The organism is Arthrobacter pigmenti (assembly GCF_011927905.1).
In the GTDB taxonomy this organism is placed as follows: domain Bacteria; phylum Actinomycetota; class Actinomycetes; order Actinomycetales; family Micrococcaceae; genus Arthrobacter_D; species Arthrobacter_D pigmenti.
Map to the genome: position 1 here is coordinate 2680223 of NZ_JAATJL010000001.1, position 23660 is coordinate 2703882.

The 23660-nt window shown below is 65.0% G+C and carries 20 protein-coding genes; 7 read left to right on the forward strand and 13 right to left on the reverse strand.

Annotation, left to right across the window (positions count from 1 at the left end):
* The first annotated feature begins 41 nt into the window (after nt 1–41).
* Nucleotides 42–2396, forward strand: coding sequence for a DEAD/DEAH box helicase (locus BJ994_RS12515; RefSeq protein WP_167994584.1), 2355 nt, complete (start codon nt 42–44; stop codon nt 2394–2396).
* A gap of 68 nt (nt 2397–2464) precedes the next feature.
* On the opposite strand, the gene BJ994_RS12520 is transcribed toward BJ994_RS12515, so the two are convergent.
* The 7 genes from BJ994_RS12520 to ssd form a co-directional block, all read right to left on the reverse strand.
* Complete coding sequence (locus BJ994_RS12520; protein ID WP_342450372.1) at nt 2465–2908, reverse strand: Rv3654c family TadE-like protein; 444 nt, start codon at nt 2906–2908, stop codon at nt 2465–2467.
* Between the two features lie 83 nt (nt 2909–2991).
* On the reverse strand, nt 2992–3369 hold the full coding sequence (locus BJ994_RS12525; RefSeq protein ID WP_167994585.1) for a TadE family type IV pilus minor pilin: 378 nt from the start codon (nt 3367–3369) through the stop codon (nt 2992–2994).
* A 6-nt stretch (nt 3370–3375) separates the two neighbouring features.
* A complete protein-coding gene (locus tag BJ994_RS18190) occupies nt 3376–3669 on the reverse strand; it encodes a DUF4244 domain-containing protein (protein ID WP_245192289.1) in 294 nt (97 codons plus the stop codon).
* Between the two features lie 183 nt (nt 3670–3852).
* Nucleotides 3853–4527: a type II secretion system F family protein gene (locus BJ994_RS12535; protein ID WP_167994586.1), complete on the reverse strand. Its 675-nt coding sequence runs from the start codon at nt 4525–4527 to the stop codon at nt 3853–3855.
* Nucleotides 4524–5237 (reverse strand): type II secretion system F family protein, encoded by a 714-nt coding sequence (locus tag BJ994_RS12540; RefSeq protein WP_342450373.1) that lies wholly within the window; start codon nt 5235–5237, stop codon nt 4524–4526. The genes BJ994_RS12535 and BJ994_RS12540 overlap by 4 nt, the downstream gene beginning before the upstream one ends.
* Entirely contained in the window at nt 5234–6427 is a 1194-nt protein-coding gene (locus BJ994_RS12545; RefSeq protein WP_245192290.1) for a TadA family conjugal transfer-associated ATPase, read from the reverse strand. The genes BJ994_RS12540 and BJ994_RS12545 overlap by 4 nt, the downstream gene beginning before the upstream one ends.
* The gene (gene ssd / locus BJ994_RS12550; protein ID WP_167994587.1) at nt 6424–7491 is read right to left on the reverse strand and encodes a septum site-determining protein Ssd; all 1068 of its coding nucleotides are present in this window, start codon (nt 7489–7491) and stop codon (nt 6424–6426) included. Before ssd ends, BJ994_RS12545 begins: the two co-directional genes overlap by 4 nt.
* A 113-nt stretch (nt 7492–7604) precedes the next feature.
* Between ssd and BJ994_RS12555 the strand changes: the two genes are divergently transcribed.
* Together BJ994_RS12555 and BJ994_RS12560 are read left to right on the forward strand one after the other, a co-directional pair.
* The gene (locus BJ994_RS12555) at nt 7605–9311 is read left to right on the forward strand and encodes a bifunctional 3'-5' exonuclease/DNA polymerase (RefSeq protein WP_425339386.1); all 1707 of its coding nucleotides are present in this window, start codon (nt 7605–7607) and stop codon (nt 9309–9311) included.
* A 111-nt stretch (nt 9312–9422) separates the two neighbouring features.
* Entirely contained in the window at nt 9423–10961 is a 1539-nt protein-coding gene (locus tag BJ994_RS12560) for a WXG100-like domain-containing protein (protein WP_167994588.1), read from the forward strand.
* Here the strand turns inward: BJ994_RS12560 and BJ994_RS12565 are convergent.
* The 3 genes from BJ994_RS12565 to BJ994_RS12575 are packed head-to-tail and all read right to left on the reverse strand — an operon-like array spanning nt 10873 to nt 13801.
* Nucleotides 10873–11556: an NUDIX hydrolase gene (locus BJ994_RS12565; protein ID WP_167994590.1), complete on the reverse strand. Its 684-nt coding sequence runs from the start codon at nt 11554–11556 to the stop codon at nt 10873–10875. The genes BJ994_RS12560 and BJ994_RS12565 overlap by 89 nt on opposite strands.
* Nucleotides 11553–12341, reverse strand: coding sequence for an endonuclease III (nth, locus tag BJ994_RS12570; RefSeq protein ID WP_167994592.1), 789 nt, complete (start codon nt 12339–12341; stop codon nt 11553–11555). The genes BJ994_RS12565 and nth overlap by 4 nt, the downstream gene beginning before the upstream one ends.
* Nucleotides 12342–12397: 56 nt before the next feature.
* The gene (locus BJ994_RS12575; protein WP_167994594.1) at nt 12398–13801 is read right to left on the reverse strand and encodes a hypothetical protein; all 1404 of its coding nucleotides are present in this window, start codon (nt 13799–13801) and stop codon (nt 12398–12400) included.
* A gap of 313 nt (nt 13802–14114) precedes the next feature.
* On the opposite strand from BJ994_RS12575, the gene acs reads away from it, so the two are divergent.
* The 4 genes from acs to BJ994_RS12595 all read left to right on the forward strand — a co-directional run bounded on the left by acs (nt 14115) and on the right by BJ994_RS12595 (nt 19737).
* On the forward strand, nt 14115–16079 hold the full coding sequence (gene acs / locus BJ994_RS12580; RefSeq protein WP_167994596.1) for an acetate--CoA ligase: 1965 nt from the start codon (nt 14115–14117) through the stop codon (nt 16077–16079).
* 128 nt (nt 16080–16207) lie between these two features.
* Entirely contained in the window at nt 16208–17515 is a 1308-nt protein-coding gene (locus BJ994_RS12585; protein ID WP_167994598.1) for an MFS transporter, read from the forward strand.
* Nucleotides 17516–17522: 7 nt separating this feature from the next.
* Nucleotides 17523–17999: a type II 3-dehydroquinate dehydratase gene (gene aroQ / locus BJ994_RS12590; protein WP_167994600.1), complete on the forward strand. Its 477-nt coding sequence runs from the start codon at nt 17523–17525 to the stop codon at nt 17997–17999.
* 4 nt (nt 18000–18003) lie between these two features.
* Nucleotides 18004–19737, forward strand: a complete 1734-nt coding sequence (locus tag BJ994_RS12595) for a dipeptide ABC transporter ATP-binding protein (protein ID WP_167994602.1) — start codon at nt 18004–18006, stop codon at nt 19735–19737.
* A gap of 141 nt (nt 19738–19878) precedes the next feature.
* Here BJ994_RS12595 and BJ994_RS12600 read toward each other — a convergent pair whose 3' ends face one another.
* The 3 genes from BJ994_RS12600 to BJ994_RS12610 all read right to left on the reverse strand — a co-directional run bounded on the left by BJ994_RS12600 (nt 19879) and on the right by BJ994_RS12610 (nt 23596).
* Nucleotides 19879–20823, reverse strand: a complete 945-nt coding sequence (locus tag BJ994_RS12600) for an ABC transporter permease (RefSeq protein WP_167994604.1) — start codon at nt 20821–20823, stop codon at nt 19879–19881.
* Nucleotides 20820–21824 (reverse strand): ABC transporter permease subunit, encoded by a 1005-nt coding sequence (locus BJ994_RS12605; protein ID WP_167994606.1) that lies wholly within the window; start codon nt 21822–21824, stop codon nt 20820–20822. Before BJ994_RS12605 ends, BJ994_RS12600 begins: the two co-directional genes overlap by 4 nt.
* A gap of 77 nt (nt 21825–21901) precedes the next feature.
* Nucleotides 21902–23596 (reverse strand): ABC transporter substrate-binding protein, encoded by a 1695-nt coding sequence (locus tag BJ994_RS12610; RefSeq protein ID WP_167994608.1) that lies wholly within the window; start codon nt 23594–23596, stop codon nt 21902–21904.
* Between the last annotated feature and the right edge of the window lie 64 nt (nt 23597–23660).

The window sequence follows — 23660 nt, forward strand, 5'->3', positions numbered from 1 at the left end:
TTTCACCCGGCCGATTTGGGGGCAAGTGACAAGATGGCTAGGTGCCTGCCCATGATTCCCTGATTCCGCTGCTCGGCGGCGTGGATCCTGAGCAGTTGGTCCATGTGCGCGAGCTGCCTGCGCGGGATGCTGTTCACAGTCCGTGGCCGGACTGGGTACACCCGGACGTTGTAGCGGCATACCAGGGGTTGGGAATCGCCGAACCGTGGAAGCACCAGGTTGAAGCGGCCGATGCCGCGCACAGCGGCTCAAATGTGGTGGTGGCGACCGGGACGGCATCCGGTAAGTCGCTCAGTTATCAGCTTCCGGTGCTCGACGAGATTCATCGCGCGGGCCTTTCGGGGCAGGTTTCGCTTGAGCCGACCGGCGCCGTCGCACTGTATCTTTCCCCCACTAAGGCGCTCGCGGCCGACCAGCTTTCGGCCATCAATGCCCTGGGTCTGCCTACGGTCCGTGCCGACACGTACGACGGCGACACCGACTCCGGTGCCCGGCGCTGGATCCGGGACCACGCCAATCTGGTGCTCGCCAACCCTGACATGCTGCACTACGGCATCCTCCCCAACCACGCCTGGTGGGCCCGGTTCTTCCGGCGGCTGGCCTATGTGATCGTGGACGAGGCACACAGCTACCGCGGCGTCTTCGGATCCCACGTTGCCAACCTGTTGCGGAGGCTGCGCCGCGTGTGCGCATCCTACGGCGCGGATCCGGTGTTCATCGGCGCGTCAGCAACCTCAGCAGCGCCCGCACAATCGTTTGGGAAGCTGATTGGGGCACCGGTCACCGCTTTCACCGAGGACACTTCGCCGCATGGATCCACCACGGTGGCTTTCTGGGAACCGCAGCTCACGGACCTGCGAGGCGAGAACGGTGCCCGGCAGCGGCGGACCGTCATCGCCGAAACCTCGGATCTGCTGACCAACCTCGTGTCCGCACAGGTCCGGACGATCGCATTCATCAAGTCGCGTCGTGGAGCGGAAAGTATCGCCGCGAACACCAAGCGTCTGCTGAGCGAGGTTGATCCGGGCCTGCCTTCGCGTGTTGCGGCCTACCGCTCGGGCTATCTGCCTGAGGAGCGCCGTGAGCTTGAATCGGCGTTGCGCTCGGGCCGGCTGCTGGGTGTCGCAAGCACCTCCGCACTGGAACTCGGTATTGACATCTCCGGACTCGACGCAGTGCTCGTGGCAGGGTGGCCTGGGACCCGTGCGTCGTTGCTTCAGCAGATCGGGCGTGCCGGGCGGTCCGGGCAGGACGCGCTTGCTGCTTTCGTTGCCAGCGATGACCCGCTTGACACCTACCTGGTGCACCATCCGGAGGCGGTGTTCGACGTCGGTGTGGAGGCGACGGTGTTCGATCCTTCCAACCCCTACGTGCTCGGTCCGCATCTGTGCGCAGCGGCGGCCGAACTACCGTTGACGGTCGACGATCTACCCATGTTCGGCGAAACCGCGAGGGAGCTGTGCGACCAGCTTGTTGACCAGGGTCTGCTGCGAAACAGGCCCGCCGGATGGTTCTGGACCCACCCGCAGAGTGCGGCGGGCATGGTGAACCTGCGGGCGGACGGCGGCGGTCCGATCAACATCATCGAAAGCGAAACCGGCACCGTCCTTGGCACCATGGATTCGCCGCAGAGCCACTATCAAGCCCACACGGGCGCGGTGTACGTTCACCAGGGACAAAGCTATGTGGTGGACGAACTGAACGAGCAGGACCACTGCGCCATGGTGACGCGGTCCAATCCGGACTACTACACGCAGGCTCGTGACGTTACCCAGATTGAGGTAATCGCAGAGCACCGGAACGAGCCCTGGGGGCCGATCGGTGTCTGCTTCGGGGAAGTGAAAGTCACCACCCAGGTGGTTTCGTTCCAGCGGAAGGCTTTCGTATCCAACGAGATCCTCGGCGAGGAACCGCTGGATCTCGGGGCCCGGGACCTGTTCACCAAGAGCGTCTGGTTCGAGTGCGACAACCAACTGCTTGAACGCGCGGGACTGACAACGACAGATCTTCCTGGTGCCCTGCACGCTGCCGAACATGCGGCCATCGGGCTCCTTCCCCTGGTGGCTTCGAGTGACCGCTGGGATATTGGCGGCGTTTCGACCGCTTTACATGCTGATACTGGTCTGCCCACGATCTTTGTGTACGACGGACATCCGGGTGGTGCCGGCTTCGCCGAACGGGGCTTCGAGGCGGCGAAGACCTGGCTGAGCGCGACTGCCGATGCGATCCGGTCCTGCGAATGCCCTGCCGGCTGCCCGTCCTGCGTGCAGTCACCGAAGTGCGGCAACCGGAACAACCCGCTGAGCAAGAGTGGCGCCTTGACCCTACTGCAGGTGTTGCTGGCGCAGGCTCCGAACGGTGAACCTGCGCCAACCAGCACCGATGCGCGTACGTGATAGCTCCTTTCGGTTGATTTGTTTCCTGCAGCCGACCGGAATCTCCGGCTGCGATTCACCGGCTACTGTCAGCGGCTGGTCGGTTCCGGTGGCGGGCCGGCTCTCGCCCGGCCTTCCGCTGAAGGCAGTATCGGAGCTGACTCCACCGCTGTGGCGACCTCAACTATGTGTTCAGCTTCACCCTGAAGTACGCAGGCAGTGAGCCGCGCACCGTGTCGGCCTGCAACCTCCGCAGCAACCTCGCAGGGGACCCCGCTCCGGAGGCCTCTTGCGGTGTCAGCGGCGGCAAGCGCGGACAGGTCCGCCGCGGTGGCAGCCCGGGATGCGGCCACGGATGCCTGCGCAAACAGGATCACGATTGCGAGGAGCAGCAGCGCGCTCATTCCCACAGCGGCCATGAGTACGGTGCCCGCGCCCGCCTCTGATTCTGCCTCTGCTTCTGCTTCTGCCTCTGCCTCTGCCTCGAGGGTTCTGGTCCTCCTACCCAGTGCCGCTCCCTTCCCGGTTGCCACCGATGTGCCGGTTGTCCTGTACCTGCCCGCAATTTCCGCCGTACCCTTACCTGTTGGCCGATGCTGAAAAGACCTGGTGTCTTTCACGGGGCCTCCGGAGTGGCATAGGCGCGGGCCGAGAGGTCCAGCTCGAAGAGGTTCAGGACAGGGGCATCCACCGTGGTTGACACCACAACCGACGAGAAAGAGCCGCTTGACTCGACTGCCAGTTGGGTGCCGTCCCCCGCAATGCGTCGGATAGTAGCGTCCACCACTTCTGGAGACTCTCCGCGCATGATCTCGCGTGCGCCGGCCCTCGCAGCCTCCTCGATCCGGAGCTGAGTCAGTCCCACCGACGCAGCTGCCAGCACGACAGCTATCAGTGCAACCACCGCAGGCAGCGCCACCGCTACTTCCGCCGTAACCGCTCCGGCATCGCCGGTTCGCGGTACACGCCTGCCGCCGAAGCCGCTCCGAACCATCTCTCCCTAGCCGAAGCTGAGAGCGGAGGTAATCAGTGACATCAGCATGCCTCTGATCTCACCGCTTGAGAGCACGGCCACCAGAAGGGCAGCGAAACCTACCGCAGCCAATGTCGCGATGGCGTACTCGGCGGTTGCCAAGCCATCCTCTGATCGCATGAGGGCAAAGCGCCGCCTGTCCTTGCTGGGTACGGTTACGCCGGGTCGAAGCGGCGTTACCGACGCAAGCTTCTCCTGGTTGCCGAGCCGCTTCTCAGGGCCGCCGTGATCGACGTTCGTTGTAGGGGTGGGAATTGCCATGATTGCTCCTTTTGAATCTGTTTCGATCTGCATTCTGTGATGAGTCCCTGAACAACGGCTGAGCCGTTTCAGCGACAATTCGAGTGTTTCGCGATCAGTGCAGCTCCGAACGGAACATCGCTACTAAGTGGATAAGTTCAGTAACTTCCGCGAAGTGTGGAGAGGTAGTGCGGACCTGCCCGGTCAATTGAAGGCGGGAAACAGCCCCACCAGTATTGGGATGACCCCGAGGCACACGAACGCCGGCAATGAACACAGCCCCAGCGGAATCACCAGTTTCACGCCGAGTGCCGCTGCCCGTCGCTCAGCTTCACGGTTGCGGCGGCGCCTGTACTGTGCAGCGTGAGCATTCATAATCGCGGCAGAGGGAGCTCCCGTGGTTCCGGCGAAACGCAGGGCACGCCCCAGCTCGGCAACAGGTTCATTGGAAGGTGCCTCTGATCCCCCCGGCCCTGCCCGGGACGCCCCTGCCCACGCCACCTCCCACGGCGCCCCGAGATCGAGCGCCGTAACAACCGCCGTGAGTGCTTGTGCAACGGGCGGTGAAGCAGAACGAGCCAGAATAGTGAGTCCACGGTCAATCGACGCTCCTGCTGCAAGCATCGACGCCATCAGGTCCATCATGAGTGCGGCGTCCTCAATGCCCTCTCCTTGCAGTGTGGGCGCATCACTTGCCGCGTCGGACCGAGACGGTGAACGGGCCGTCCGAGCGGTTCCAGCACGGGGCGTGCGTCCCATCACAGACGCAGACGCGATCTCTCGCCGTCCCCAGTCTGTCCCCGCGCCATTACGCGGTGGTGACTTGTGCAGGAGCCAGCAGCTCAGCCACAGCAGGACTGCGACAAGTATGCCGGTCATGAATGCTCCTCCGCCGCCGTTCGAACGAGCTTGCCGGACCAGATTCTCCCGGCAGCCATGAGCACGAGGCCTGCGAACAGCGCGGCGACCCCCGCGGTGGACCCCAGGAGTACCGAGAGCGGGTCCACACCGATCAGGTATGCCAGCCCCATCCCGAAGATCGGCAACCAGGAGAGCAACCGGACGGTGGCCTTTGGACCGGCGAGCGCTGTTTGCCGCGCGGCATCGGAATCGAGTTGAGATTCGCACTGCACCGCGTAGCGTGTCAGCACCACTGTCAGCGGCGCCCCGCTGCGCTCGGAGACCTCAAGGCATGCCGCCAGGTCCTGCCACAGCACACGGAGTCCAGGATGCCTGGTACGGGACGCGTTCTCCCTCAGGACCTCAGGCACGCTCATCCCCAGGACAGCGGCTTGATGCGCTGACCGGAGAACGGGACGTGCGAGGGTGGAGAAGACTGGGTCCGGGATATTTCCGTGCGCCTCTTGTGCGTCATTCCACAGTTGAAGGGGTGACCGCCCTGCCTGAAGTAGGCCCGCCAGTTGGTGAACGAACAGCGGCACCTCATGCGGATCCAACACTTGTCGTTTGACGGGCAGGAATGCCTTGAAGACGAGTGTCTGCTTCGGCCGGACCGCCGCCGGACGCCGCGGCAACCCGATCACCCAGCACACCGCGAACAACAGTGCGGCTATCAGTCCGCCGGTCACTTCAGCATCCGGTGTTCGAACAACTCAACCAATCCCTCCCAGGCGGGCCCCTGCACCGAGTTCGGACCGTTCCATGTCAGCGCCGGACGCACGATCAGCTCTCCGGCTGCGGTCATGTCGATCACCCCGATCTCCGAAACCACCCGCCCACCTCCGGTACGCACAACATGGATGACGACGTCGAGCGCATTCGCCGCCTGCAGGGCAAGAGCGCCCGCTTCCATCCCGGCCAAAGCCCCCAGGGCAGACAGTCGCGCAGGGACACTCGACGCCGAGTTCGCGTGGATGGTTCCGCCCGCGCCGTCGTGTCCTGTGTTCATGGCCGCGAGGAGTTCCCTCACCTCTGCGCCGCGGCACTCACCGACGATCAGCCGATCAGGACGCATGCGAAGTGCCTGGCGGACGAGTTCCGCCAGATTCACTGCGCCGCTGCCTTCCAGATTTCCGTGGCGGCTTTCCAAACCGATCACGTGTGGATGGGCGGGACTGAGCTCAGCGGAGTCCTCCACCGTCACCAACCGCTCGTCCGGGCTACTCAGGGAAAGCAGTGCCGAGAGCAGGGTGGTCTTGCCGGTTCCGGTTGCCCCGCTGATCAGGAAGTTCAGGCGCCGGTCGACAATGCAGCGCAACGCGGCTGACATCTCCGAGTCCACCGTTCCTGCTGACTCGAGATCGGCGAGCGAGAAGTTGCACTGCCGCTGAATGCGGATCGAGAGTAGTGTTCCCGAGGTGGACAGCGGCGGCAGTACGGCGTGGACCCGGAAACGGTCCAGACGCACGTCGACACAGGGATTCCCGTCATCCAGGCGGCGTCCACCGGCGGCGACCAAGCGTGCAGCAAGGCTTCGCACTTCGGACTCGTTCACGAAAATCTGGTCCGTGCGCCGCAGCCCGCCGCCGTCGTCGACCCAGACCGCACCCGGGCCATTGACCAGGATGTCCGTCACGGCCGGATCCTCGGCGTAGCGCTGCAGCGGACCCAGCCCCTGCAATTCGGCCCGTACCCGGTCAAGTGTGCGGAATGTTCCCTCAGAGCCGAGCAGGCGTCCGGTGGACTGCACCGCTGCAGCAAGACTTGCTCCGGTAACCGGCGCGGCATCACCGATGACAGCCTCGCGCACCTGCGCAACCATCGAGGCGTCGTCGGGCAGGGACTGCGCGATCCGGCGGGGCCGAAACTGGGAACTCATGCCACCGCCGGTGAAGTCCCGGGCAGCACAGTGCTGAGTACTGACTTGCCGAAGGAACGAACAGATCGGTGACGCGCCAGCTCAAGGATGCGGCCCTGGTTCTCCGCCGCACTTGCCCCCCGTAGGTGCGGAAGGTAGCCGGCGCTGGGCACTCCCACCGCATCGGCCACGCGGCGCGGATCGAGATCCGGTCCCAGCGGTCCCCGCACCACGACTCTCACCGCGAGGGGTTGCAGCTGAGCCACAGTGGCCCGCGCCGCGGAGACTGCCCGGACGCGGCCTGGCACCACCAGTAGAACGCTGTCGCAGTATGGAAGCAGTGAGCCGTCTGCGGACCAGCCGCGTGCGGCGTCGACCACGGCGAGATCGAATGCTGCCCTCGCAGCTTGCATCACCGGGGCCACTGCCGGTGTTCCGAGGATGCCCGGGTTGGGAGGCTCGGTGCCCATCGACAACAGCGCGAGTCCATCCAGGGACGGTAAGGCATCAATGAGCTGGTCGGGATTCAGTGTTCCGCGTACCTCCCCGAGATCGGGCCAGCGCACCCCGGGCAGAAGTTCACTTCCCAGCGTCACCTCCAGGCCGCCGCCCAGCGGGTCCCCGTCAACCAGGAGAGTGCGCATACCGCTCGCAGCCGCGCCGGCCGCAAGCCAGCAGCTCACAGAACTTGCACCTGCTCCACCGACCGCGCCCAGCACACCGAGAACCGTTCCGTGGTCCCGCGCACGCTGCAGTTTGCCAAGGTGTTCGGCCAACCAACCCGAAGCCTGCGGCAGAACCGCCACCCTGTCCGCACCGCAGCGCGTTGCCGCCGCCCACGCCTGTGATTCCTCCCCTTCCAACCCCACCACCACCATGTCGCTCCCGGTCACCGCATGGTGTGCATTGCCTGCATCCAGGAGCACGACGGCGGGGCGCAGCCCCAGCGCCTCCGTTACCGTTCCGGCGAGCGCCAGGTCCAGACCGGCTGCGACTGCTACGCGCGTGACCTCATCCCGGATCTGCTGGGAGGAGGCGACCAGCACCACGGCGCCGGCCTCGGGGGAAGGTATCCACGAAGACATGCAGCCAGCCTGCGCCACAAAGACCCGCGAGAATTGGTAAATCGTGCCTATGTGGATAACTTCAGTGAAAGTGCAGGAGTAGTCGGACTCGGCGCGTACGCAAGAATGGAAACGTGTACATCGTCCTTGCGCCGCCATCGAGCGCGCAACGCATCAACGGCAGGGACGGTGCGCAGGTTGCCTTCCTCCCGGTGGATTCTTCCGGCACCCAGGCGGGCGACGTCGTCGTCGTTGGCGCGGATGAGCTCAGCAGCACGGTGCGGCGGATGGAAAAGCCCGGCACGCGCTGGGTGTGGGACAGCACGCGGTCGTGGTATCCATCGTTGCTGAGGTCCGGGGTGTCGGTTGAGCGGTGTCAAGACGTAGCGCTCAGCCGGGAGATCATGCGCCATTCCCCGTTCTGTGCTGATACTGAATACGGTCGCGGATTACAGTCCCGCCCCGCCGAAACCGAGGACGCCGCCCTCCCGCGAGCGATCCCCGCTGCGGCGCCGTCGCCGCTGCAGGGCAGCCTGTTCGAGACTGAATCAGCCAACATCGGTCCGAGCGTCGACGACGTCGCCCGCGAGTTCGGGGACCAGCAGGACTCGCTCGCCAAGTCCACTCATCCGGGCCGGCTGGGGCTTCTGCTCGCCGCCGAATCAGCCGGCGCTCTCATCGCGGCCGAAATGGAATTCCACGGGATCCCGTGGCGCGCCGACCTCCATGACGCGCTGCTTGAGGCCCAGCTGGGACCACGTCCACGGGAGGGGCACCGTCCGGCGGAGCTTGAAAACCTCGCCAACGAACTACGAGCGACCCTCGGCAATCCGAAGTTCAACCCAGACTCCCCGCAGGAACTGTTGCGTGCCCTGCATCGAGCTGGAATTGAAGTTACTTCGACGAGGTCATGGGAACTCGAACGCCAGAAGCATCCGGCGATTGCGCCCCTTCTGCGGTACAAGAAGCTCAGCAGGCTCCTGACGGCGAACGGCTGGACGTGGCTGGATACCTGGATTAGGGATGGCCGTTTTCGTCCCGAATACGTTGTGGGCGGCAGCATGTCGGGACGGTGGGCGTCGCGTGGCGGGGGCGCCCTGCAGGTCCCGCACCAGGTGCGTGATGCGGTCCGTCCGGATCCAGGGTACGTGCTCATTGTCGCCGATGCCGCCCAGCTCGAACCACGGGTCCTCGCGGCGCTGGGCCGGGACACAGCCCTCGCCGCCGCCGGGCGGGGACTGGACCTGTATCAGGGCATCGCGGACCAGGGGTTTGGCGGTGACCGATCCAAAGCCAAGATCGCGATGCTCGGTGCCATGTATGGAGCCACCACGGGCGAGTCGGGCCGGCTCATGCCCCAGCTCACACGCACGTATCCGCAGGCGATCTCGGTTGTCGAGGCGGCGGCACGCACGGGTGAGGCGGGCGGCGTCGTCGCGAGTTTTCTGGGACGCGGCTGTCCGCCGCCTTCGGAACGCTGGATTTCCTCCCAGCGGACCAACACTGCGGCCGAACAACAGCGCGCGGACTCACTCGCCCGCTCCCGCGGCCGGTTCACGCGCAACTTCGTGGTCCAGGCGACGGCGGCTGAGTGGGCACTGTGCTGGCTTGCTGAATTACGACGCCGGTTGCGTGCGGATACGCTCGGTCTCACCCGGGCGGAGGTTGTGTTCTTTCTCCACGACGAGGTCATGCTGCACGCTCCCGAAGAGCTCGCGGCCGGTGTCGGGGCGGTCGTAGCCGACGCCGCACGCGCCGCGGCGAAGTTGATGTTCGGGGAGATTCCCGTTGAGTTTCCGGTGAACATTGTCACGGTGGATAGCTACGCTCAAGCGAAATAGCGCCTGTGCAGGAGTAGTCGAGCGGGTTTATCCACATTTCAATGCCGGCCGTGGTGGGCCAGCGTCCTGCCCCCGTATCGTCGCAGGGAAGGCCTGCTACGAGGGGACACCGTGACGATCCTGACCATACACACTGACCAGTACGCGGCCGCGGCGCGGTGCGCAGCTTCGTCCGCCCGCCAACTCTACGAGGCGGGCGCAGCGGCTGCGGGCAATCTCGGCGCCTCGGTCGGCATGGCGGGGTGGGACACCTCCGGGGTTGGTTGGGCCTCCGCCTATGAGCCTGCCGCACGCGAGAGTCTGACGGCGCTGCACGGGCTCTCCACTGCCTGTTCCGATACCTCCTTGGCCCTGATACTGGCAGCCGAGGGTTATAGCAGCGCCGAGCACGTCGCATCACTTGGGACCAGCCCACTGATCACCCCGCCGCCGGCGGACATCCCGGATCAGTGTCTGTCGCTGAGCCTGCCTGCGGCGACTGGAGGCAATCCGGGCTTCCTTCCCGAGGGCTGGGACATCGTCGCCGGAATCGCGGGGGTCGTCTGGCCAAACGGCGATCCTGCAACTCTGCGTGCGGCGGCTGACGCCTGGTCCGTCCTGGCGGATCAGATCGACTTGACGAGGATTACGGCTCTGGGACAGGTGCGTGCCTCGGTCGCAGGGCTCGTCTCAGCCGATCTGGATCTATTGTCGGAACGTTCCGCTGTTACCGAAGGGGCAGCCGGCGAGGCAGGCGAGGCAGCGCGGGAACTGGCACGGGCCTGCCGGGACTATGCCACCAGCGTCGAGAGCGCCCATGAGGAATTGATGACCGAATGCACAGCGTTCGCCCGCGACTGTGCCCTTGCGTTCGGTCTGAGTGCCGTAGCCAGTCTGGTCACACTCGGTGGCGCATCCGCGGTTGGAGCCGCTCTGGGTGCGATACGCACCAACTTTATGGTCCTGCGGGTAACCGGCATTTTGTCCAACCTCGGCCTGCGGGCTCTGGGAGCCAAACCGCTCCAGCACCTCATCACGCCCATCTCCCGGCTGACATCCAGGCTGAGCGCTTCCGGCCAGTTCCGCCTCGCGGCTACGCGCACCCTGAACGACGCCACAACTGCCGCGCGTATGGCTGACACGGCAATCCTTGGTGCTATCAGGCGAGGATCCGTTTTTCTCTCTCCGGCCGCCACCGTCCTCAAGCGGCCGGGATTCCGTTTGGCCGGGACCGCGCTGGACGAAACCGCAACCATGGTGAGCGGAGGCCCGCGTGCCTACCTCCTTGGGAAGGGAAGCAGTTTTATCCGCGAGAAAGGCGGCAGTATGGTTCTGGGGGCTCTGTCCGCGAACACCCGCACCATCCCCGCGTTGCAGAAAGTCACCGCAACGGTCAGGGACATACACGGCCAAGGATCACAAAGTGGCTTCTTCAAGGTGGTGACCTGGTCCAGGGCGGCGCAGGAACGCATCGACACGGCGAACGGTGTAGTGGACAGGCTCTCCAATCCTTCCAGCCTGGTCCGATCGCCCGGTCGGCTCGCGCAGCCCCAACAACAGGCCGTCCGGTGGCCGCCGCGCCTCACAGAGGTGCATCGCGCTCCCTCGACTCATCCCACGGTCCAGACCACCCCAAGCCGTCAAAGAGCCGGGCAAGCAGCAGCCCAGTGAAGCCCCAGATCGTAACGCCGTCCACGTCGAAGGCCGGAGTGCGGTGCGAGCGGTTCCCGCGCCGGACGACCGCGGTGAAACGCGCCTCGGCGGAAAGAAGATCTGCAACCGGCGCGCGAAAAACATGGGCAGACTCCGCCTGATCCACTACCCGTATGGGCGTAGGGGACCTCCACCAGGCCAGCACGGGAGTGACCAGGAAATTGCTGACGGGCAATCCCACTTCGGGGAGCTCCCCCAGGATCTCCACACCCGACGGGTCAAGGCCCGTTTCTTCCTCCGCTTCGCGAAGCGCCGCAGCGCAGGGCCCGGCGTCGTCTGCGTCGATCTTTCCGCCAGGAAAGGCAACCTGGCCCGGATGGTTTCGGAGCGTACCCGCCCGGGTAACGAATAGCAGGTCGAGCTCATCCGGAACGACCTCGGAGTGCACCTTGGAGGGCTTGTCATCCAGCTGCCCGAACAGAATCAGCACGGCAGCAGGCCGGGCCACGGCCAGGTCAATGCCCCGCCATTGCCAGGACTCACGGAAGTGTGCCCCCGGCCCGATCGCCTCGGAACGCTTCGCGAAACCGCGAAGTTCGCCGTAAGCGCTCATGCGCTCAAGCTGTATCCGGCGGCCTGAAGCTCCGTCCTGGAGGCGCCCTCGAGCATGCGTGAGCGTAACTCTTCCCGGCCAGGTGCCAGTTCATACTTGAGGAGCTTCGCTGCCTTGTCCGGATCCACTTCGCCTTCGCCGTACGACGGACAGATGGCCACCAGGGGGCAGGCGCCGCACGCCGGCTTCTTTGCATGGCACACCCGCCGACCATGAAAAATCACACGGTGGCACAACATGGTCCAGTCCTTGCGTTCGAAAAGATCCGCGACATCGGACTCCACTTTGACCGGGTCTTCTTCGGTGGTCCAACCGAAGCGCCTCGAAAGACGGCCGAAGTGGGTATCCACCGTGATGCCGGGTATCCCGAATGCGTTCCCGAGCACCACGTTGGCCGTCTTGCGGCCGACACCGGGCAGCGTCACCAGATCCTTGAGGTGGCCGGGCACCTCGCCGTCGAAGTCGTCGACTATCCGCGTAGACAGTGCAAGCAGGCTTCTCGCCTTGGCTCGGAAGAATCCGGTGGGCCGAATCATTTCCTGAAGCTCATCTTCCTGGGCCTCAGCCAGGGAACGTGCATCGGGATAGCGCGCAAACAGTGCAGGCGTTGTCAGGTTCACCCGCACATCGGTTGTCTGCGCGGAAAGCACCGTTGCGACAAGCAATTCGAACGGGTTGCGAAAATCCAGTTCCGCAACCGCGTAGGGATACAGCTCAGCAAGCTCACGATGAATGCGTCGGGCACGGCGCTTCAGAGCTATTGGTGACCCTTGCATCTGGGCCATATCCTGCGCCTCCTGTTTGCTCCCACCGCTGCTAGGGCGATTCCGTCAACGACTGCCTACGCTTCGCGCGGCGCCCGTTCGATGTTGCGGAGATCGCGCATGACTCCGATGCGTCCTGTGCGCTTGTCCTGCACGAGGAACTCATGGCCGCGGTCTTCGATGCCCACTTCCCAGTCACCCGGCTGAAGCACGAACAACTGTGCTCCTGACTGCTCATCGACCACCGACCGCGGCGTACCTACTGCGAACCAGAACGCTTCGACCATGGGCTCATCATCGTCGGCCTCGCGCGTTGCCGAGATCGATTCGGTGCGGGGATGCGACTGGGAATCCGCCGGGCCGTTCCCCTGGCCCGAGCCTTGCTGCGTCGCACCGCTCGTTGTGTGCGCGCTCTCGATCTTCGGGTGGGCCATGGTGGGCGCCGGCGCGGCCGGTTCCCCGGGAGGCGATGCAGGGCCCTCCTCTGAAGCGTTCGGCTCCTGCTCACTCCTGTCAGACGATCCGTCATCGGAAGAGGAGACTTCGGAAGGAGCTGCCGTCTCATCCTGGCGTTCCGGGATGCTATCCGGTGCGGGCTGCTGATCAGGTCCAGCTTCGACGGGGCGTGATTCGGCCGCGGAAACGGACGACGCCGGACCGGATTGCGCTGCTTCAGCGGGCTCCCCGAATGCCGGCTGCTGCGGATTCTGCTGCTGCTGTGCACCCGGAGCGGGCTGCGGTCCGTTCTGGTGCTGGCCGGCGGCGTAACCGGCCACGGCGTAGCCGGCTGAATACCCGGCGCTGCTGGGTCCACCGGACGCGCCGGCCCCAGGGGTAGGTACGCCCGCCGATCCGGTGGAAGGTCCCTGCCACTGGCCAACCTGTTCCGCGGGAACGGGCTTTGGTGCTCTTGGTCGTACAGGCAACGCCTCGCGGGCAATGAGATGCGCCGACGATGAAGGGCGGCCAGTGAAATCGGTCTTGAAAATACCCAGGTGTGGTCCGCCGACCGTGGCCAGGAGGAACGCTACAGAGCCTAACAGCGCAATGAACTGGCCGATGCCGAAGGTGGTAACCGTCTGCAGGAAGAAGAAGGCCGAGGCAAAGGCAGCCGCAACCGAAGCGAACTGGTCCACCGACAGCGAACCCACCCGCAGGTTCTTCGAACCCATCCGGCGTCCTACAAGCAGACCGAGCGCCGCAATGGGCAGGAGGATTCCGATACCCAGGAAGAACAGCGAGAACGTCATCCACAGATTGACGCCCTCCACAAACGGAAGGATGGTGCCGATGAACATCACCAGCACCGAAACACCGATTACCGTCTCCCTCAGGGTGAACGGGCCGGCCACGGCTTCACTGCCCGTGTGTGCCGAAGAAGCGGACGATGCAGCGGATGGGTTTGAGGACTGGCCGTAGTGCGGCTTTGGCGCGTTCTGCGCGGTGCCTGCGCCGCCGTCGTACTGGCGTGGTTCGGTCATGTCGGGACTCCATTTCAAAGCAGCTTCGCCTGCTGCGGCGCAAAGCCGCAGCGTAGGGTGCCGAAGGCGTTGAGCCTGAGGCAGATTCTCTGACCACCCTAGTCAACGCCAACTTCGTTCACTACCAATGATGCTGCACGCGAACGCCCGTCCATGCCGCTTATCGCAGAAACATTGCCTTTCGCATCTGCCTTGTGACGGGAGGCACACACTTGGGGCCGGTGCCGCATTAGTGTGGGATGCAGCACAAGCATGCGGGTCGATCCGTCTGTTCGACTTCGTTCATGCATTTCACTGGCCGAAGGGGTTCACAATGCCTGAAAACACTCAGACCCATGCGGGTGACGCGTTTGAAAATCTGCTCCACGAGGAGCGCAGGTTCCCGCCGAGCGAGACTTTTGGCGCGCAGGCGATAGGAAAAGCTGACCTGTACGAAGCAGGCAAGGACGGCCCCGAATTCTGGGCCATGCAGGCACGGGACCTTCTCACATGGCACGAGGACTTCACACAAGCACTGGACTGGTCCGAGGCGCCCTTTGCGAAGTGGTTCGTCGGCGGCAAGGTCAACGCCGCCTACAACGCGCTGGACCGGCATGTCGAGGAAGGGCGCGGTGACCGCGTTGCCATCCACTTCGAGGGCGAGCCCGGTGACACACGGAGCTACACCTACGCGGAGCTGACCACCGCGGTCAAGAAGGCGGCCAACGCCTTCGAGTCCCTCGGTGTCTCCAAGGGGGACCGCGTGGCCGTGTACCTCCCGATGATTCCGGAAGCCGTCATCACCATGCTCGCGTGCGCCCGGATCGGCGCCGTGCACTCCGTGGTATTCGGCGGCTTCTCGGCGGACGCCCTGCGCAGCCGTATTGACGACGCCGAGGCGAAGCTCGTTGTCACCTCGGACGGTACCTACCGTCGCGGCAAGCCGAGCTCCCTCAAGCCAGCGGTCGACGGCGCCCTTGAGCGCCCGGGTCACACCGTTGAGAACGTTGTGGTGGTCAAGCGCAACGGCGAGCCGGTTGAATGGACCGAGGGCCTGGACGTCTGGTGGGACGACGTCGTCGGGCCGGCCAGCGAAGAACATACGGCGGAGGGCCACGACTCCGAACACCCGCTGTTCATCCTCTACACCTCTGGAACCACCGGTAAGCCGAAGGGCATTCTGCACACAACCGGCGGTTTCCTGACCCAGACCGCGTTCACCCAGAAATACACCTTCGACCTGCACCCCGAAAGCGATGTCTTCTGGTGTACCGCGGACATCGGCTGGGTCACGGGCCACAGCTACGTTGCCTATTCGCCCCTGGTTAACGGCGCCACGCAGCTGATGTACGAGGGCACGCCGGACACCCCGCACCAGGGCCGCTGGTGGGAACTGGTGGAGAAGTACAAGGTCTCCATCCTGTACACCGCACCCACGGCAATCCGGACCTTCATGAAGTGGGGCCGCGACATCCCGAAGAAGTTCGACCTCTCCTCCATCCGCGTCCTCGGATCGGTGGGAGAACCCATCAATCCCGAGGCCTGGATGTGGTACCGGGAAGTTATCGGCGGCAACAACGCTCCGATCGTCGACACCTGGTGGCAGACCGAGACCGGCGCGCACATGATTTCGCCGCTGCCCGGCGTGACCGCATGCAAGCCCGGCTCGGCCCAAGTCGCGATGCCGGGTATCGCCGTCGACGTGGTTGACGAGATGGGCAAGTCCGTTCCCAACGGATCCGGCGGCTACCTCGTGGTCCGCGAACCCTGGCCGTCCATGCTCCGCGGCATCTGGGGTGATCCGGAGCGGTTCAAGGAGACCTACTGGTCCCGGTTCGAGAACATGTACTTCGCCGGCGACGGCGCCAAGCGCGACGAGGACGGCGACATCTGGCTGCTCGGCCGGGTGGACGACGTCATGAACGTCTCCGGGCACCGCCTGTCCACCACAGAGATCGAGTCCGCCCTGGTGAGCCATCCGTCCGTGGCGGAGGCCGCCGTCGTCGGCGCTACGGATGAGACCACGGGCGAAGCGGTGGTTGCGTTCGTGATCCTGCGCGGGTCTGCAGCCCAGGACGACGACGTCGTCACCACCCTGCGCAACCACGTCGGCAAGGAGATCGGCCCGATCGCCAAACCGCGCAACATCCTGGTGGTCCCGGAATTGCCGAAGACCCGCTCCGGCAAGATCATGCGCCGACTCCTGAAGGACGTCGCCGAGGGGCGCGAGGTCGGCGACGCGACGACACTGTCCGATCCGACGATCATGCAGCAGATCGCGGCCTCGCTCCGTAAGTAACGTTCCCGTACGGTTGCCGCCCCGCGGCGGCAACCGTACGGCACGCGTGTGAGCTGGGTCTACCTGCCCTGTGACGTTGATCGGGAAGTGTGGCGCCGGTGAACGCGCGGCGAGGACAATTCTGAACCGTGTCCACCTCAACCGCTCCCCCATCATCGCCCGCCACGCGCCCGTCAATGGCGCGGAAGACTGCGGCCGCCTCGTTTGTAGGCACAGCGCTGGAATCGTACGACTTCTACGTCTTCGGCACCGCGGCCGCCCTGGTCTTCAACCAGGTGTTCTTCACCTCGCAGGACCCGTTGGCGGGCACACTGTCCGCGTTCCTGGTGTTCGCGATGGGATTCGTCGCGCGCCCGCTCGGCGCCATCCTCTTCGGCCACCTCGGCGACCGGATCGGCCGCAAGAAGACCCTCATCTGGACCATCCTGCTCATGGGCCTGGCAACGGGCGCCGTTGGCCTGCTGCCGGACTACTCCGTGATCGGCGTGTGGGCTCCGATTATCCTCACGCTCCTGCGCCTCCTGCAGGGCCTCTCACTCGGCGGCGAATGGGGCGGATCAATCCTCATCGCCACCGAGCACGCCAGCCCTCGCCGCCGTGCACTGTACGCGGCCGTCCCGCAACTCGGCTCCCCAGTCGGGACACTGCTCATCTCGGCGGTGTTCCTTGCCCTCACGCAGTTGGTCCCCGGCGACATCATGACCACCTGGGGCTGGCGCATTCCTTTCCTGCTCGCGTTCCCGTTCCTCGCGGTCGCCCTCTACCTGCGGCTTGCGATCGACGAGACGCCGGTCTTCCGTAGCACCGAAAAGGTGCGCATCCCACTGGTGAGCGTGCTGCGGTCCCAGCCGGCCGCCGTCGTCGTCGCGACTGCTTCGGCCGTTCTCGGCATTGGCTCCTACTTCCTCATGGTGTCCTACACCCAGGCCTACGGTACGGAGCGGCTCGGACTGTCGGAAGCGACGGTACTGAACGCCGCACTGGTCGGTTCATTGCTGCAGCTCGTCACCATCCCCGCCTTCGGCTGGCTCGCCACCCGCATCGGATCGGCGAGGGTGGTCCTGGGCGGTGCGATAGGTACCGCGATTATCGCGTTCCCGCTTTACTGGGTCATCAGCATCGCGGACGCGCCACTGTACGTTACGGCAATCCTGCTGGGCGGAATCCTTCCGACGGCGGCGTGGGCGGCGCTCGGCGGACTCATGGCGGACCTCTTCGAACCGAGCACCAGCTTCACCGCGCTGTCCTTCGCCTACAGCCTCGCCGCCATCGTCGCGGGCTTCGCACCGTCGATCACCCAGGCGTTCGGCGCCGCGACGATGGGCGCGTGGTGGCACCCCGGCGTTGTACTGGCGATCATGAGCCTGATTACCGTTGCGGGCGCGACGGCGGCAGCCCGCTTCGGCCGTCCGGCGACGGGTGGCGGTACGGCATAGTTAAGCCATGGCAACCACCAACCTGCTGATCCTCAACGGCCCCAACCTGAATCTGCTCGGCACCCGCGAGCCGGGCGTCTACGGCTCGCACACGCTCGACGACATTGAGCAGCTCTGCGCCTCCGCCGCCGGGGCGCATGGCTGGGGGGTTGCGTGCAGCCAGTCCAACCATGAGGGCGAGCTGGTGGACGCCATCCATGCCGCAGCGGAGACGGCAGACGGCATTGTGATCAATGCGGGTGCGTACACGCATACGTCGATCGCGCTGCGGGATGCCATTGCCGGCGTGGGGCTGCCCGCCGTTGAGGTCCACATCAGCAACGTGCACCAGCGGGAGGAGTTTCGGCACCACTCCTATCTGTCTGCGGTTGTTGACGCGGTGATCGTGGGCGCCGGGGTGGATGGCTACCGGCTGGCAGTCGACCATCTCGTGCGGAAACTCACCCGGGATGACAAGCTGCACGGCGGTTATGAGGGACGATAGGTCTATGACGGAAATCACCTCTATCGACAACGCAGTCGATGAAGCGAACAGCGCACCCATGCTCGAAGTGAAGAACCTCGCGGTCAGCTTCCGCACCACGTACGGCGAGGTTTCCGCCGTCGAGGACGCCACCTTCACCCTCCACCGCGGGAAGACCCTCGCGATCGTGGGCGAATCAGGTTCGGGTAAGTCGACCACGGCAATGGCGTGCATCGGCCTTCTTCCCGGCAACGGGCGGGTCACCAGCGGCAGCATCATGTTCGAGGGACGCGATCTGGTTCCCCTCCCGGAACACGCGATGCGCAAGATCCGCGGCCGCGCTATCGGACTGGTGCCCCAAGATCCCATGTCCAACCTGAACCCGGTGGCCAAGATCGGCACCCAGGTAGCCGAGACGCTTCTTGTCCACGGCCTCGCGGACAAGAAGAACGTCAAGGAACGCGTCATTGAGGTGCTCTCCGCTGCCGGCCTGCCGGATGCCGGTGACCGCGCCAAGCAGTACCCGCACGAGTTCTCCGGCGGCATGCGCCAGCGCGCACTGATCGCGATCGGCCTCGCGTGCCGCCCGCGGCTGCTGATCGCGGACGAGCCCACCAGTGCCCTCGACGTCACCGTCCAGCGCACCATCCTGGACCAGATCGACACGATGACCGAACAGCTCGGCACCTCCGTGCTGCTCATCACCCACGACCTCGGGCTCGCGGCCGAGCGCGCTTCGGAACTGGTGGTGATGCACCGCGGCCGTGTGGTGGAAACGGGCCCCGCCGCCCAGCTCCTGAACGATCCCAAGCATCCGTACACGCAGTCCCTCGTCCGCGCGGCCCCCAGTGTCGCCGCCGTCCGTCTGCGTCCGGGTGCCTATCACGACGACGCCGCCAAGCGCGCCTCGGTCGCGCAGGCCGCCTTCGAGGAGCACCAGGCCGAGCCGGACTCGGCAACCGAGGCAGCCCCGACCGACAACATCGTGGAGATCCGCGACCTCACCAAGATCTACAAGCGGCGCGGCAGCTCCGAGGACTTCTACGCGGCGAAGAACGTCACGCTGGACATCCCGCGCGGGCAGACTGTTGCGATCGTGGGTGAATCCGGTTCTGGCAAGACGACCACGGCGCGGATGCTCCTGAAGCTCATCGAACCGACGTCGGGCACCATGACGTTCGATGGCATGGACGTTGCCAACCTCGACAAGGCGCAGCTTGACGACTTCCGGCAGCGGGTGCAGCCCGTCTTCCAGGACCCGTACTCGTCGCTGAATCCGATGTTTACCATCGAGCGCATCGTGGAGGAGCCGCTGAATGCCTATAAGCGCGGCTCCAAGAAGGAACGCGCGGCACGGGTACGGGAGCTCATGGACCAGGTCGCGCTCCCCCACAACGCGCTGCGCAGGTACCCCTCGGAGCTCTCCGGCGGGCAGCGCCAGCGCGTCGCCATTGCCCGTGCGCTCGCGCTGAAACCAGAGCTGATCATCTGCGATGAGCCGGTCTCCGCGCTCGATGTTTTGGTCCAGGCGCAGATCCTGCGGCTCCTCGGCGACCTCCAGTCCGAACTGGGCCTGAGCTACCTCTTCATCTCCCACGACCTAGCGGTCGTCCGCCTCATCTCCGACTACGTCTGTGTGATGAAGGACGGCGAGCTGGTCGAGGCCGCGAGCTCCGAGGAAGTCTTCCAGAACGCGCGCCACCCCTACACGCGCAAGCTCCTCGCGTCGATTCCGGGGAACGAACTCAACATCGCCTGATTCCTCCGGAACTTTCGTGCACCTGTGGCGGCTTCCCGGCGTCGTAAGTCGCCTCAGCTGCACGAATCCTCCCGAAAGTGCGACGACGACGGCCGGCCGCCTCCACTGGGAAGGTGACCGGCCGTCGTCGTACTCTCAGCGCTACTTTCGCCGGGTCTTCGGGTCCAGCGCCTCGCGGAGGGATTCGCCCAGCAGGGTGAATCCGAGGGCCGTGATGGCGATGCACGCGCCGGGCAGGAACGCCAGGTACGGATCCGATGCCAGCTCGCGCTGCGCGTAGGTGAGCATGCGGCCCCACTCGGCGGTCTGCGGCAGCCCGCCGCCGAGCCCGAGGAAGGACAGCGCCGCGGCGTCGATGACAGCGGTTGCCAACGACAGCGTTGCCTGCACAATGACCGGCCCCACACTGTTGGGCAGCAGGTGGCTCATCGTGATGGTGCGCCGGCTCAACCCCAGCGTCTGCGCAGCGAGGATATAGTCCGACCCGCGCTGGGACAGCATCGAGGAACGGAGCAGCCGCGCGAAGATCGGTAGCTGTGAGGCACCGATAGCGATCATCACCGCGTATGGTCCCTGGCCGAGAATCGCCGCGATGCTCACCGCGAGCAGCAGGTTGGGAACCGAGAGCAGGATGTCCACGAACCGCATGATCACGCTGTCCACCCAGCCACCGAGTCCGCCGGCCAGCAGCCCCAGGAGCATACCGCCCACCAGGCCGATCGCGGTCGAGATCACGCCGATCATGAGTGATGCCTGCGCACCCCAGATCAGCTTGCTGAGCACGTCCCCACCGAAGCGGTCGAGGCCCAGCGGGTACTCGGGCAGCTCGCCCGGCCCCGGGATGTTGGTCGGCGTGATTTCGGTGCGGCCCGGCAGTTCCTCGCCGCCGTAAGGCGCCAGGATTGGTGCCAGAGCCGCCACCAGCAGGAACAGGCCAATGATGACGACGCCGGCAATCGCCTGCGGGTTCCTGCGGAGCCTGCGGAACGCGTCCTTCCAGAGGCCGGTCCCGCCGCCTTCGGCGAGGGTCGGTTCGGTGGTCGGTGAATCGGGCCCGCCCGCGGCGGGAGGCAAAACGGTACTCATTGCACACGCACCCTCGGGTCGATGATCGTGTACGAGACGTCAACGATGAGGTTGATCAGTGCGTACAGGATCGCGATGAATATGATGAAGCCCTGCAGGACCGGGTAATCCAGTTCGAAGATCGCATCGCGGAGGAAGCTGCCGATGCCGTTGAACGCGAACACCGTCTCCGTCAGGACGGCACCCGAGATCAGCAGGCCCGTCTGCAGGCCGATGGTCGTGACCACGGGCAGCATGGCGTTGCGCAGGATGAACCGTCCGCGAATGGTCTTCTCCATCAGGCCCTTGGCCCGTGCAGTGCGGACGTAGTCCGCGTTCTGGACTTCCAGGACCGAGGCGCGGGTGATGCGAACGATGATGGCCAGCGGGATGGTTCCCAACGCCAGTCCAGGCAGGATCAGGTGCAGGAAGGCGTCCCACGCGGCGTCGTACTCTCCCGTGAGAATGCCGTCCAGCACATAGAAGTCCGTGACGTGGGTGGCGTCGATCCGTGGGTTCTGCCTGCCGTCCGGCGGGAGAATGGGCCACTGGATGGCGAACAGGTACTTCAGAATGAAGGCCAGGAAGAACACCGGGATGGTGATGCCAATCAGGCTCAGCACAACCGAGCCGTGATCCACGAAGCGCCCATAGTGGCGGGCAGCCATGTACCCCAGCGGGATGCCGACGCCGATCGCGAAGATCAGCGCCACGATGCTCAGTTCGATGGTGGCCGGGAACCGGGTGGCGAACTCCTCCAGGACCGGCCTGCCCGTGATGATCGAGGTCCCGAAGTCGCCCTGCAGCAGCTTTCCCATGTAGGTGAAGTACTGCAGCAGAATCGGCTCGTCGAAGCCGTACAGTTCGTTGACGCGCGCCACCGCCTCAGGGGTGGCGCGCTCGCCCAGCAGGGCTGTGGCCGGCCCGCCGGGCAGGCTCCGCACCCACAGGAACAGCAGGACGGACAGGCCGAAAAGGGTGGGTATCAGCAGGGCAAGACGTTTACCGATAACGCGAAGCACAGTGTCCTCTCAATGATCCGTTGCAAGGCAAACAAAAGCGGAGGGACCCAAGTGGCATGGTCCCTCCGCCAGTGTTATTACTCGCTGAGTTCGATCAGGTTGAAGACTTCGTCATTGACCGGACTCGCGGGGTAGGACTCGACCCGTTCCACGAAAGCCAACGACGGCGCGGGGTGCGCCAGAGGAATCGCCGGGTTGAACTGGGCGATCTGCTCGTTGATGTCCTCGTAGAGGGCAGTCTGCTCCTCGCGGTCGGTCATGCCGCGTGCTTCGCTGAGCGCACCGAACAGCTCGGGGTTGTCGAAGCCGAATTCCGGCTTCTCCTGTCCGAAGAAGACGCCGATGAAGTTATCGGTGTCGTTGTAGTCGCCGGTCCAGCCCAGGAGGTGGATTCCGTGGTTCTCGGTGCCCTGGATACGGTCCAGGTAATCCGGGGTCCATACATCGGGTGCCGGGGTAACAGTGATGCCGACTTCACCCAGCTGTGCGCTGATGTTGGTGAAGACCTGCTCCGGGGTGGGCATGTAGGGGCGGGAGACGTCAGTCGGGTAGTTGAACTGAAGCTCGAAGCCGTCCGGGTAGCCTGCCTCAGCGAGGAGCTCACGTGCACGATCCGGATCATATTCGTAGGTGGTGACGTCTTCGTTGTAGCCGTCCACTACCTCCGGGATGAACTGGGTTGCGAGCTGTGTTCCGGCAGGCAGGGTCTGGTCGATCAGTGCCTGCTTGTCGATGGCGTGGTGGATGGCCTCGCGCACCAACGGGTCGCTCAGTTCCTCAACCTTGTGGTTGATGCCGAGGTAGAGGATCGTGAACGGATCGCGTGGAACGATCATGAACCCTTCCTCCTCGAGCGTCGGAATGTCTGCCGGGGAAACGAGGTCGAAGCCGTCGATGGTGCCGGCCTGCAGCGCCTGGGTGCGTGCCTGCGGGTCGCTGATGATGCGGAAGATGACCTGCTGGACATCGCCCTGCTCGCCCCAGTACTCCTCGTACGCGGAAACCGTCAGGTCCTCGCCCACGTTCCAGGAGTCGAACTTGAACGGACCGGTGCCTACCGGGTGGCCCTGCGCGTACTCGCTGAGCTGCGGTGCTTCGGAGGAACCGCCGATCTCGTCAGCGTTGAACTCCTGCAGCGCAGTAGGGCTCTGCATCGCGAAGGCGGGCAGGGACAGCGCGGGGATGAATCCTGCGAACGGCTTGGCCAGCGTGACGGTGGCTTCCAGGTCGCCGTTCACCTCGCAGGACTCATAGACAGCTGCATCGGGCGAGTCAGCAAAGCCACGGAAGAGGTTGTTGTAGTAGTAGGAGACCGACGGCGCCTGCGCGAGGCCGGTGAAGTTGTACCAGCGGTCGAAGTTGAAGCAGACAGCTTCAGCGTTGAAGTCCGTGCCGTCGTGGAACGTCACGCCTTCCTTCAGAGCGAAGGTGTAGGACAGGCCGTCCTCCGACGTTTCCCAGGACTCCGCGAGGAGCGGGGCCGGGTCCGCGGTGCCGGGCTCAACGCCCACAAGGCCTTCGAAGATCTGGCGGCTCACACGGAAGGACTCGCCGTCACTGGCGAATGCCGGGTCAAGCGATGCCGGGTCCGAGGACGCCGCGAAGACGAACGTGGAATCCACGTCGCCGTTCGCTCCGGCTCCGCCGTCTTCCTCGCGCTGACTCTGGACACAGCCACTGAGCAGCAGCGCGCTGATCGCGGCACCAGCAGTGATGGCGGCGGCGCGAGTCCTTTTGGGATGCGCCGCGCGCGCAGATTTGCTTGTGAACATTAGGGCTCCTGATGATCTGTTACTCGAAAGGACACGTCACTGTGCCCACAAGACCCACAGCAAG